This window comes from Micromonospora sp. ABR4_055 (genome assembly GCF_056160425.1).
Genome location: NZ_JBSWXD010000190.1, coordinates 1 through 11,328, shown reverse-complemented (window position 1 = coordinate 11,328; position 11,328 = coordinate 1). Strand labels below are relative to the sequence as shown.

The window sequence follows — 11,328 nt, the reverse complement described above, 5'->3', positions numbered from 1 at the left end:
TTGGTGGTGGTCGTTTGGGCGGTTGTGCCCCGGCCGCAGCCGGTGGGAGCCTTCAGCGTGGGTCGCAACCAGGCGGCGGGCACCGTCGGACCCACCGATCGGGCCGATCAGTACGTCGACTGCAACTGCCCGCGGAGCTTGGTCAGTGCCCTGGCGAGCAACCGCGACACGTGCATCTGGGACACGCCGATCTGATCGGCGATCTGCGACTGGGTCAGGTTGCCGTAGAAGCGCAGGGTGAGGATGCGCTGCTCGCGTTCGTCGAGGGTGGCCAGCGCTGGGCCGAGCGCGACCCGCAGCTCCGCCAGCTCGTACTCGCGGTCCTCGGCACCGAGCATGTCGGCCAACTCGGTGGCGCGCTCGCCGTCGCCGGTCGGTGTGGACAGCGACACCGCGTTGTACGCGCGGGCACCTTCCAGGCCTTCGAGCACCTCCTCCTCGGTGATCCGCAGGTGTGCGGCGATGTCGGCGACCGTCGGTGACCGGCCCAGCGTCTGCAGCAGGGTGCTGTTCGCCTCCGAGATGCTCAGCCGTAGCTCCTGCAGCCGGCGGGGCACCCGGATGTCCCAGGTCCGGTCCCGGAAGTGCCGCTTCAGTTCACCGATGATCGTCGGGATCGCGTAGCCGGCGAAGTCGACGCCGCGCGCGGGGTCGAACTTGTCGATGGCCTTGATCAGGCCGACGGCTGCGGTCTGAGCGAGGTCGTCGGTTGGCTCACCCCGGCCGCTGTAGCGCTGGGCGAGGTGCTGAGCCAGCGGAAGCCATGCCTCGATGGCTCGGTCGCGCAGTGCCTCCCGGGACGGGTGACCGGGCGGCAGCGCCGCCATCGCGGCCAGCAGATCGGCTGCGCTGTCCTCCGGTGCGGTCACCCGCCGGTCCAGTGTGGCCGGCGCTGTGATCGTCCGGTCCGGTGTCATCGTCCGGTCCACTGTATTCGGCTCGGCAAGTGTCGTCGGCTCGGTCACCGTGCGGTGTCCGGTCAGTGTCGCGGTCATGGTGGTCCTCCCTGCACCTCGTCCGCGGATATGGAAAGTGGTGCGTTCTGCTGTGTCCGCTAGGGTCTTTCGGCCTCCAACACTAACCCGGTCGGTCAATCAAAAGCTAGCCGAAAGTACGATGTATTTATCGCCCATGACAGATCAAGTCGGACATTTCGCTGTGCACTCGCACCGCTTCCGGGCCCCGGTTACCCCGTTCAGGGTCAATGAAGCGCCACCAGCGCCTCGTGCTCGTCGACCGGTAGGTCGCCTGGGGCGACCGCGAGGACGGACATCCCGGTCAGCTCCGACACGCCGTCGAGGGCGGTCGCGAAGGCGACATCCGCCGCGTCCCGGCCGGTCGCGATCCGCACCATGCTGGGCCGGGGTGCCAGCCGGGTCGCGTCCCACACGTACCACCGGTCACCGACGGCGGCCTCGGCGACCAGATGGAAATCCATCGGAGCCAGGCCGGGTGCGTAGACCGCGACCACTCGCGCCGGGATGTCGACGGCCCGGCAGAGCGCCACCGTCAGGTGTGCGTAGTCGCGGCAGACGCCGACCCCGCTCAGCAACGTCTCGGCGGCGTCGGTGCCGGGCCCGCTCGCCCCGGCCGTGTACGAGGTCCGGCTGTGGACGTAGTCACAGATCGCCCGGAGGGAGTCGACGGAGTCGGGGTAGCCGGCGAACCGGGCGGCCGCGAATCCCGTCATCCGGTCCGACGGACAGTAGCGGCTCGGCCGGGTGTAGATGACGCGATCCAGTTGACTGACCGCTGACCCGGCCGCTGCCGGGGCCTGGTCCGACGCCGGAGGCGGCAGAGTGGTCACGCGGTACGAGACCGTGAGATCTCCGACCGGTGCACTTACCAGATGCTGACGGCCGCCGGCGGCCCAGCTCCCGTCGATCTCCGTCACGGCAACGTCGTCGCCGTCCGCGGTGCTCGCCACCAACCGGGCCGGCGGGGCCGGCCGGTACGCAGTGACCTGCAGTACCAGTGTGGCCGGCGCTTCGATGTGGTAGCTGAGCCGGCAGCCAATCTCTCCTGTAGCCGGAGTCGTCCGATGGTCACCTATCGCCCATTGGTACCCGTCGGACGCAATCGTCGCACCGGCTGCCGGGAGCGACCCCGTCACGTCCGGTGGATGGTTGAACCCTTGATCAGAGCGTACGCTGCAACCGGTGGATGTCTGGTCGGAGTCGATGACGCGGCCGCCAGCGCAACGCGCACATCGCCCGGAAAACCAGCGCAAAGCGCATATCGTCCGGAAATGAGGACTCCGATGCCAGCCATCACCGTCGACGACGTACTCGTACTGCCGCGCCTGCCGGCCCACGATCCGGCCGCCGGCACGATCCGGCCGGTCCACCGGGTCACCACCGCCCCCAGCGGCTTCGAGGGCGAGGGTTTCCCCGTCCGCCGGGCGTTCGCCGGCGTGCCGGTCGGCGAGCTCGACCCGTTCCTGCACCTGGACCAGATGGGCGAGGTGGAGTACGCGCCGGGTGAGCCGAAGGGCACCGCCTGGCACCCGCACCGCGGCTTCGAGACTGTCACGTACATCATCGACGGGATCTTCGACCATCAGGACTCGCACGGTGGTGGGGGCACGATCACCGACGGGGACACCCAGTGGATGACCGCCGGTTCCGGACTGTTGCACATCGAGGCACCACCGGAACACCTGGTCGCCAGCGGCGGGCTCTTCCACGGTCTCCAGCTGTGGGTCAACCTGCCCCGGTCGAAGAAGTTTGCTTCGCCCCGGTACCAGGACATTCGGGGCGACCAGGTCGCCCTGCTCAGCACCCCGGACGGAGGAGCGCTGATCCGGGTGATCTCCGGCTCGGTCGCCGGGAACGACGGTCCCGGCTCCACCCACACCCCGATCACCATCAGCCATCTGACGGTGCAGCCGGGGGCGCAGGTGGACCTGCCCTGGCGGGCCGACTTCAACGCGTTGGTGTACGTCCTGGGTGGTCGGGGATCCGTCGGCCCCGATCTGCGGCCCGTGCACACCGGTCAACTGGCTGTCCACGGGCCCGGCGACACGCTGCGGATCGCCGCCGACGTCCGACAGGACAGCCGCGTACCGCAGCTCGACGTGTACGTCATGGGCGGTCGGCCGATCCGGGAACCTGTCGCGCGGTACGGACCGTTCGTGATGAACACCCGGGCGGAGCTGCTCGCCGCGTTCGAGGACTACCAGGCAGGTCGACTGGGGGTGGTGCCGGCGGTCGACGTCCCGCACGGCACCGGTCAGCAGCTGCCACGTTGAGTTCACCGACGTGCTGACAGCCGGACTGGGCGGTCAGGACACCAGGAACACCCCGAGTACGCCCAGCACCACCATCACCAGGACCGCGAGGAGCAGTCCCTGTTCACTCTGGACGGTCCGGTTCGAGTAGGTCTGCTGGGGATCCGGGGTTACGATCTCGGTGCTCATCGTGCCTCCTCAGCGTGCTGCCCTGGCATCTCGACAATGACGGTAGGCGCCAGGCCGCGTCCGTGAATCCCGGAGCTGTGCCATCTGTGGGTGTCGCCGCAGCAACCGGGTACCCGGCCGGCCCCGCCCAAACACCCTCCTGGGAATAGCAAAGTGACGGGTGCCGGAGGCACGGGCAGGTGGTGGGGTGCCGGAGGTGCCGGCAGGTGGTGGGGTGCCGGAGCGGCGCGGGACAACACCCGGGGTGCCGTCCCGCCCCGCCACTCGTGATTGCCGGCTGGGGCCGGCCCTCGTCAACGGGATGTGCGTCCGGCCTGCTGGGTCGACTCCCGTAGCACCTGGTGGGCCCGGTCGGCGTATTCGGCGTCGACCGTCACGCCGTACTGGCTGGCCTGTAGCAGGCTGCGGGAGGAGAAGTCCCGCCGGCCTCCGGTCATCGCGTGCGCCACCGCACCGAACACGGCACCCCAGACCGCACCGATCACCACGGCGGTGACGATGATGCCCAGCCAGTTCACCACCGCGAAGATGCCGATCAGCAGGCCGATGAACAGTCCGAACCAGGCGCCGGTGCCCGCGCCGGCCAACGCTGCCCGGCCGGTGGTGAGTCGGCCGGTGACCTCTTCCACCAGCCGCAGGTTGGTGCCGACGATGGCGGTGCGTTCCACCGGGAACCGGTTGTCCGACAGCCGGTCGACGGCGCGCTGCGCGGAGGCGTAGTCCGGATGGCTGGCGACGGTCACACTGGTCCGTGCGGGACCGCCGTTCTGTGGCGCGGCACCGGGTGCGGTGGCTGGTCCGGCTGGTCCGGCCGGCAGGTTGCTGGCCGGGAAGTTGGCGGTGTCGCCGAACATGCCCGGCGACGGATTATCCGTACGGGTCGTGGATCTGGTCATGTTTGGCCTCCTCTCCTCGGCAGGAGTGCCCGGTGAGCCGCCCGGGTAACCCGGTCCCCGCACGGACTTCGGCCCCTCCCGATGCCGGGAGGGGCCGAAGTGTACCTGGGGATCCTGACTTGGGCGTCAGCTCGCGCAGGCCGCGCCGTTGAGGGTGATGTTGCTCAGCGGCGGCAGGGTGCTGCCGGAGAAGGTCCCCTGGAAGCCGATGCTGACGGTGGCACCGGAGGCCAGTGAGCCGTTCCAGGCAGCGTTGCGGACCGTGATCTGGCTGCCGGACTGGGACCAGTCGCCGTTCCAGCCGTTGCTCAGGCTGACGTTGGATCCTGCGGTGAAGGCGAGGGTCCAACTGCTGACCGAGCCACCGGTGTTGGTGATCCGGACATCCCGGGTGAAGCCGCCAGGCCACTGGTTCGTGGTGTAGCTGACGCTGCAGGCGCCGGCCGGCGGGTTCGTGGTGGGCGGCGGAGCGGTGGTGGGCGGGGGTGCCGTGGTGGGCGGGGGTGCCGTGGTGGGCGGCGGAGCCGTGGTGGGCGGTGCGGTCGTCGGCGGTGCGGTGGTCGGCACAGGGCCGGCCGCAATCGCCAGGTCGTACGCCCGTTGCGGTACGAACTGGCCCGCGTTTGCGATGCAGCCGTCAGCTTCGCCGGGCAGTTTCACCCAGAGGTATGCCTCGATCTTGCTGTCGCCGGTGTTGGTGGTGCTCGCCGTGCCGATGGCCCGACCTTCCGGGTCGCACCACTCGGAGCCGAGCGGGCCGTTGCCGTTACGGCTGGTGTCGATGACCGCGGTGAGGTGGTTGGCACCGGTGGCGCTGATGACCGCCTTGACGTAGTTGACTGCCTCGCTGGTGCTGCGGTAATTGGACACGTTGCTGGAGATGCCGTCCGCGCTGTTCGCCACGTCCGCACCGACCAGCAGGCCCGCCATCGTCGACGGGGCGTGCCAGGCCGAGTGTCCGGCGTCGAAGAACACCTTGGCCTGGGACGATCCCGCCTTGAGCGCCCTGCCGGCGTAGGCCATCGAGGCGCGTACCTCGGCCTGCTCCGACTGGCTCATGCAGGTGCCCATGAGGGCGAGCACGTCGGGCTCGAGCACGATGTATGCGGGCCGGTTGCCGAGCCCGGCCGCGACCTGGTCGACCCACTGCCGGTAGGCGCTGTGGTTGGGCGCGCCACCGCTGCTGTGGTTGCTGCAGTCGCGGTTGGGGATGTTGTAGACCACCATGATCGGGATCTTGCCGGCCGCGGCGGCGGCACCCACGAAGGCGTCGACCTGGCCGCGTACCTCGCTTGGGTTGTACTGGGTTAACCAGCGGCCCTGGGGCACCGAGGCGATCCGGTCGCGGATGACATTCGCCCGGTAGTCACCGGGGTTCGCCGCCACCCAGCGAGCGGCCGAGGTGTCCGGGTCGACGTAGAAGGCGGAGTCGGCGGCCTGGGCTGCCGTGGGCTGCAGCAGCCCGACACCGACCGCGGTGGCCGCTGTGAACGCCATGACGGCGGCGGCGCCAACTGCGGTGAGCGCAGATCTTCTGCGCATGCGTGCTCCCTCCGGATAGGGACGATATATTGAGAGCGTTCAGTGGAAGCGCTCCCATGGATATCGACCACCGTACGGGGATGTTGCTGATATGTGAAGAGCTTGTGACGCCAACTGCCCCAAAGGCGGTATAAAGTGAAATATCAGACGCGGCCGGCAGTCGGGTCAGTCGAGCGGCGTGCGGAACTCCGGACGCACGGCGATGATCCCGAACGCGGCACCGAACGGGTCGGTCAACTGTGCGTAGGTACCCGGACCAGCCTGGTACGGACCAAAGGAGACCGTTCCGCCGAGCGCCTGGCAGCGCTGCACCGCCGCCTCGCAGTCGTCGACCTCGAAGGTCGTCCGCCAGTGCGCCGGAACCTGCGGCGGGTACATCTCGCCCATCTCGATCAGCCCGGCCACCTCACTGGTCTCCCGCAACCACTCCTGGTATCCGGACCCTTCGCTGTAGATGCTGGGTCGCGTGGTCCACCCGAAAACCGAGCCGTAGAAGGCCCCGGCACCGGCCACGTCCCGGGTGGCGAGTTCGTTCCAGCAGGTAGCGCCGGGCTCGCCGGTCACCTGCGCGCCCGGGAAGGCCCTCCGCTGCCAGAGCCCGAACACGGCACCCTGCGGATCGGCGATCAGGGCGAAGTGGCCCCGCTCGGCAACCGGGGCGGGCGGTGAGAGTGTCGATCCGGCGGCCCGGGCCACGCTTTCGACTGTCGCGGCCAGATCGTCCGAGGCGAGGTAGGTCAGCCAGGCCGCCGGCTGGCCTGCGGCGAGGGGCGGGGCGAGCCCAGCGACGGCCATGTCTCGCAGGTGGAACTCGACACCGGTGCTGTTCGGCTCGTCAACCGGCTTCCACCCGAACAGTCCGTGGTAGAAGTCGCTCGAACCCGCGGTGTCGCTGGTGCGTAGTTCGGACCAGCAGGGGGTTCCCGTGGCGTAGCCTCTGATTCGCACCGCTTTGTACCTCTTCGCGTCGTTTATCCGATTGGCGTAGTCAGTTACCCTACGCCACGGAGACGCCCGCTGCGACTCGGCTGAATGGCCCAATTGATGTCACTTTGGGTAAACATCGGAGTTACGAGTCGATCGGCAACATGATCTCGAACCACACGGTTGAACCGCGTACCGAGGGGTCCGTGCCCCAGGTGTCGCTCAACTGCTCGATCAGACCCAGACCCCGGCCGCGGCTACTCAATGTGTCGATGTGCGCCCGACTGACCGTGCCCCGGGTGCCACTGTCAGCTACCGAGACGAGTAGCCGCTCCTGGCTGAGATCGATCTCGACCCGTGCCTCGGTGCCGGCGTGCAGCAGGGCGTTCGTGGTCAACTCGCTGGCACAGAGCACCGCCGGCCCGATCACCGACTCGGGAACCTGCCACCCGGCCAGTTGGCCGGCCAACCAGTGCCGTACTCGGCTCGGTGCGATCGGCTCGGCAGGAACCAGCAACCCCGCCGACCGGCTCGGCGCGGCCGCATGCTCCACCGCGAGTACCGCCACGTCGTCGTCGGTGGTACCGGGCACCGCCGCACTGGCCACCGCGCAGAGATTGCGCGGATCGCTGGTGCTGGTCTCGGCGACGGCTGCGGCCAGAGCGGACATCCCGTCGCCGAGATCCTGACCGCGTCGTTCCACCACGCCGTCACTGAACATCAGCAGCGTGTCGCCGGGGCGCAGCTCGACCCGGGTCGGTCGCCGTGGCCCGGCCAGACCGAGTGGCGGCCCGGGCGGCACCGGGACGAACTCGGCGCTCGCGGTGGTCGACGACCAGCGTCGTATCAGCGGAGCGGGATGACCAGCGCTGGACACGGTCAACCCGCCGGTCGCCGGATCGAGCACCCCGTACAGCACGGTCACGAACAGTTCCTCGTTGCGGCTCTCCGCGCCAAGGCTGTGCACCAGCCGGTCCAGCCCGTTCAGCACCGCCGTCGGCTCCGGTTCGGCCAGCGCGAGCCCGCGCAGCGCGGCCCGGACCTGGCCCATCAGCGCCGCTGCCCGCACATCGTGCCCGACGACATCGCCGAGCACCACGGCCAGCCCGCCATCGGGAAGCCGGAACGCGTCGTAGAAGTCGCCGCCGGCCGAATTGCCGTCCACCCCCGGGTCGTAGCGTGCGGCCAACCGCAGCAGCGGCAGGTCCGGCAACTGCTCCGGCAGCATGCTGCGCTGCAGCAGTTGAGCCGTACCATGCTGGGTCTCGAACCGCCGGGCTCGCTCGGCCGCCTGGGTGACCAGTTCGGCGACGGCCGAAAGCAGTGCCCGTTCGGCCGGCGCCCACGAATGTGGATCTCGGTACCCGAAGGTGATTCCACCGCGTAGTGATCCGGCTCGCAGCGGCAGGGCGGCGAGCGCCGTCACCAGCTCGTCGTGCCGGTCCGTGGCGTACCGGGCGAGCGGCCGGCCCTCCCCGGTGAACCGGGGGACACCGGTGCCGGCGACGGTGGCCAACGGGGTGGCCGCGTCCCGGGGGATGCGGCGCCACACCGGAGGCAACCGCTCGTCGGCTTCGTCGAGCAGCTCACCGCGGACCCGGCGGACCACCCGCCACCCGCCACCGTCGTCGATGCCGAGCGCCACCTGATCGACGTCGAGCGAGGCCAGGCCGTACCGCAGCGCGACCCGGGCGACGTCGTCGAGGGTGAGTGTGCCGGCCAATGCCGAGGTCAGCTCGCTGAGGCTCTGCAACCGGTGGGTGATGGTGCCGGTCTCGGTCGCGACTGAGAGCATCCCGACGATCCGCCCGTCGCTGTCCCGGACCGCCGAGTAGCCACGAGTGAATGCCGTACCGCCGAACGGGCCCGACTCGCCGGTGCCAAACGGTGCCACGGCCTCCGACTCGAGGAACGGTTCGCCGGTGCGGTAGACCCGTGCCACCACGTCGCCGACGCCCGGCCGGTGCCACGCGTCGGCGAACACCGCGGCGGCGGGCTGGGCGAACGCCTCCGGGTGCTTGGCACCGAGCAGCTCCGCGTAGGCGTCGTTGTAGATCATCAGGAAGTCGTCGCCGTAGACCAGAGCCATTGGCACCGGTGAAGCGAGCACCAACTCGACCGCTGCCCGTACCGCAGGATCCCAACCATCCGACCGACCGAGCGGCGTGCTCGCCCAGTCATGCCGGTCGACTTGCCCGGCTGGTACGGCGTTGTCCGGTGCGGCGTTGTCCGGGTTGGTGCCGGCCGGGGTGGCGGAACGCGCAGCCGGAACCCCCGACGGGGTGTCCCGGGTCTGCCCGGCGGTGCCTGCCATGGGTGGCAGCCTATCCGGGGCCGCCGTCGGCGGGTGGCGTGGACCGGCGCAAGGTGGGTATGCGGGCCGGCGGTAGGCGATGCAGCGCGTCCGTACGACAACGAGGCGACGCATCGGTAGATGAGCCGGAGAGGGGGGACCGGATGTCCTCGACGTACGCGTCGGCGCAGGTCGACATCGGCAACGCGCTGACTGACATGTGGCGGTCCGTGATACTTTTCGTGCCCCGGGCCATCGCGTTCATCGCGATTCTGGTGGTCGGATGGTTGATCGCGCGGGCAGTGCTGAAGGGCGTCGACAAGGCGCTCGAACGGGTCGGGTTCGACCGGGCGGTGGAGCGCGGCGGCATCGGCAAGGCCTTGGAACGGACCCGGTACGACGCCAGCGACATCCTGGCCCGGTTGGCGTACTACGCGGTGCTGCTGTTCACCCTGCAGTTCGCGTTCGGAGTCTGGGGGCCGAACCCGATCAGCGACCTGATCAGCGCGGTTGTGGCGTGGCTGCCGCGGGCGTTCGTCGCGATCGTCATCGTAGTCGTCGCCGCTGCCATCGCGACCGCGGTACGTGACCTGGTGTCGGGTGCGCTCGGCGGGCTCTCCTACGGCCGGCTGCTGGCTACCGCCGCGTCGGTGTTCATCGTCGCGCTCGGCGTCATCGCCGCGTTGAACCAGGTCGGCATCGCCACCACGGTCACTACCCCGGTGCTGATCGCGGTACTCGCCACCATCGCCGGTGTGCTGATCGTCGGCGTCGGCGGTGGCCTGGTCCGACCCATGCAGCAACGGTGGGAGGGCTGGCTGACCCGGATGGCGGAGGAGTCACAGGCGATGCGGGACAGCGCGCAGGCGTACCAGGCCGGCCGGGACGACGCCGGTGGCCGGATGAACGAACCGACGCAGGTGATTCCGCAGACCCAGCAGGCGCCGGCGATGTCCGGTGGCCGGGAGGCGGCCAGCGGTCGGGGCATGGCCGGCCCGGGCGCCAACCGGCCCGGTGGTATGACCGGACCGGGCGGAACGTCCCGCGGTTGATCCGTCCGGTCGGGCCGGTGAGCCGGTACGGGCCGGGGTCAGCGCGGGGCCGCGCCGCTGATCCCGGCCAGCTGGCAGACGGCGACCAGCCGCAACGTCACCCAGTCGACCGTCGTCCACTGGGTGGTCGGCCCGACCACCGGGGGGCGCCAGCCGGCCTCGGTGGCCGCGTCGCGCACGCCATCGGCGTACCGGGCCAGCGTCACCGGGCTGAGCGGACGCAGATCCGCGAACAGCCGGTCCCGGATCGCGGCGGCGTGCTGATCCAGCTCGGCCAGCAGGCCGGGCAGGACTGCGGCGGCGGCCAGGCCGGCGGCGCCGAGCGAGGTGTGCAGATCGGCCAACGAGGTCTGCGCCGCCCTTCGGGCGGCCGGGACGGCCAGCATGCCGTGCGGGGCGGCGGGGAACGGACTCATGTGCGGTGCCCGCCCGGCTACTCGACGCGTCGGATGTCGGCCGGGGCCGGGCGGCGGCGGGCCGCGTCGTCGGCGAGGATCACCGTGGCCACCATCAGCGCCACGCAGACGCTGAACAGCCAGGAGCCGTCCGGCAGCAGGTAGGCGGAGACCGGCGCCTGGATCGCGGTCAGCAGGAAGCCGAGCCAGGCCCAGCGTCGCTGGCGCGGCGTGAGGAATCCGGAGGCGGTGGGGCGCATCCGAAAAGTCTCGCTCGGATGATCCTCACCGCCGTCAGCCGATCGGACGAGGTTGGCTGACCGATGCGTCAGGGGCCGGACTGGCGACCGACTGGCGACGTCAGTGCGGACCGGTCCGGCCGGTGGTCGACGGCCGGTACGGCCGCTCGGGGTCGGTCGTCGCCGGTCCGCCCGGGCGGCCGCCGGTCCGGTCCACCGCTTCCGCGTCGTGGCCGAACTCCTCCTCGGCCGCGGCGTCGTTGCCCGTCATGTCGTCGACCTCACCGTCGCCCGCTGGTGCGGCTACGGCCCGCTCCAGCTCACGGACCGGCAGCCGGTCCTCGTCGCGCCAGACTTCGTCTGCGGAATCAGTCATGCCGGCCGGGTTACCCGGCCGGGCTGTCGCCAAACAGGGGCCGGCGGACGAGTACGGCTTGCGGCCGGACCCGGCCTGTCTCTTCTCCACATCTCCGAACCCCCGAGACATAACCGGTTATCTGGGGGGGGGGGTTTTTTTTGGGAGGGGGGGGGGGGGGGGGGGGGGGGGGGGGGGGGGGGGGGGGGGGGGG

At 70.3% G+C, this 11,328-nt stretch carries 13 protein-coding genes; 3 read left to right on the top strand and 10 right to left on the bottom strand.

Annotation, left to right across the window (positions count from 1 at the left end):
- Nucleotides 1–107: 107 nt before the first annotated feature.
- Together ACXAHD_RS28780 and ACXAHD_RS28775 are read right to left on the bottom strand one after the other, a co-directional pair.
- A complete protein-coding gene (locus ACXAHD_RS28780; protein WP_281555542.1) occupies nucleotides 108–917 on the bottom strand; it encodes a SigB/SigF/SigG family RNA polymerase sigma factor in 810 nt (269 codons plus the stop codon).
- Between the two features lie 284 nt (nucleotides 918–1,201).
- Nucleotides 1,202–1,690, bottom strand: a complete 489-nt coding sequence (locus tag ACXAHD_RS28775) for a transglutaminase-like domain-containing protein (RefSeq protein ID WP_281554426.1) — start codon at nucleotides 1,688–1,690, stop codon at nucleotides 1,202–1,204.
- Between the two features lie 570 nt (nucleotides 1,691–2,260).
- On the opposite strand from ACXAHD_RS28775, the gene ACXAHD_RS28770 reads away from it, so the two are divergent.
- Nucleotides 2,261–3,250, top strand: coding sequence for a pirin family protein (locus ACXAHD_RS28770; RefSeq protein WP_289213564.1), 990 nt, complete (start codon nucleotides 2,261–2,263; stop codon nucleotides 3,248–3,250).
- A 33-nt stretch (nucleotides 3,251–3,283) separates the two neighbouring features.
- Here ACXAHD_RS28770 and ACXAHD_RS28765 read toward each other — a convergent pair whose 3' ends face one another.
- The 5 genes from ACXAHD_RS28765 to ACXAHD_RS28745 form a co-directional block, all read right to left on the bottom strand.
- Complete coding sequence (locus ACXAHD_RS28765) at nucleotides 3,284–3,418, bottom strand: hypothetical protein (RefSeq protein WP_281554428.1); 135 nt, start codon at nucleotides 3,416–3,418, stop codon at nucleotides 3,284–3,286.
- A gap of 293 nt (nucleotides 3,419–3,711) precedes the next feature.
- Nucleotides 3,712–4,314, bottom strand: a complete 603-nt coding sequence (locus ACXAHD_RS28760; RefSeq protein ID WP_281554429.1) for a YflT domain-containing protein — start codon at nucleotides 4,312–4,314, stop codon at nucleotides 3,712–3,714.
- Between the two features lie 126 nt (nucleotides 4,315–4,440).
- Entirely contained in the window at nucleotides 4,441–5,856 is a 1,416-nt protein-coding gene (locus tag ACXAHD_RS28755) for a glycoside hydrolase family 6 protein (protein WP_281567363.1), read from the bottom strand.
- 165 nt (nucleotides 5,857–6,021) lie between these two features.
- Nucleotides 6,022–6,804: a VOC family protein gene (locus ACXAHD_RS28750; RefSeq protein ID WP_289212688.1), complete on the bottom strand. Its 783-nt coding sequence runs from the start codon at nucleotides 6,802–6,804 to the stop codon at nucleotides 6,022–6,024.
- Between the two features lie 121 nt (nucleotides 6,805–6,925).
- Complete coding sequence (locus ACXAHD_RS28745; protein ID WP_281554432.1) at nucleotides 6,926–9,094, bottom strand: ATP-binding SpoIIE family protein phosphatase; 2,169 nt, start codon at nucleotides 9,092–9,094, stop codon at nucleotides 6,926–6,928.
- A 143-nt stretch (nucleotides 9,095–9,237) separates the two neighbouring features.
- Here ACXAHD_RS28745 and ACXAHD_RS28740 point away from each other — a divergent pair, with 143 nt between their 5' ends.
- On the top strand, nucleotides 9,238–10,125 hold the full coding sequence (locus ACXAHD_RS28740; protein WP_281554433.1) for a mechanosensitive ion channel family protein: 888 nt from the start codon (nucleotides 9,238–9,240) through the stop codon (nucleotides 10,123–10,125).
- A gap of 38 nt (nucleotides 10,126–10,163) precedes the next feature.
- On the opposite strand, the gene ACXAHD_RS28735 is transcribed toward ACXAHD_RS28740, so the two are convergent.
- From ACXAHD_RS28735 to ACXAHD_RS28725, 3 genes are all read right to left on the bottom strand, one after another.
- Nucleotides 10,164–10,541: a DUF6401 family natural product biosynthesis protein gene (locus tag ACXAHD_RS28735; protein ID WP_281554434.1), complete on the bottom strand. Its 378-nt coding sequence runs from the start codon at nucleotides 10,539–10,541 to the stop codon at nucleotides 10,164–10,166.
- Between the two features lie 17 nt (nucleotides 10,542–10,558).
- Complete coding sequence (locus ACXAHD_RS28730; protein WP_281554435.1) at nucleotides 10,559–10,780, bottom strand: hypothetical protein; 222 nt, start codon at nucleotides 10,778–10,780, stop codon at nucleotides 10,559–10,561.
- 100 nt (nucleotides 10,781–10,880) lie between these two features.
- Complete coding sequence (locus ACXAHD_RS28725; RefSeq protein ID WP_475054526.1) at nucleotides 10,881–11,135, bottom strand: hypothetical protein; 255 nt, start codon at nucleotides 11,133–11,135, stop codon at nucleotides 10,881–10,883.
- Here ACXAHD_RS28725 and ACXAHD_RS28720 point away from each other — a divergent pair.
- Nucleotides 11,134–11,328: hypothetical protein (locus ACXAHD_RS28720; protein ID WP_475054524.1), on the top strand; the 195-nt coding region annotated here is incomplete at its 3' end. The two genes, ACXAHD_RS28725 and ACXAHD_RS28720, sit on opposite strands and share 2 nt — an antisense overlap.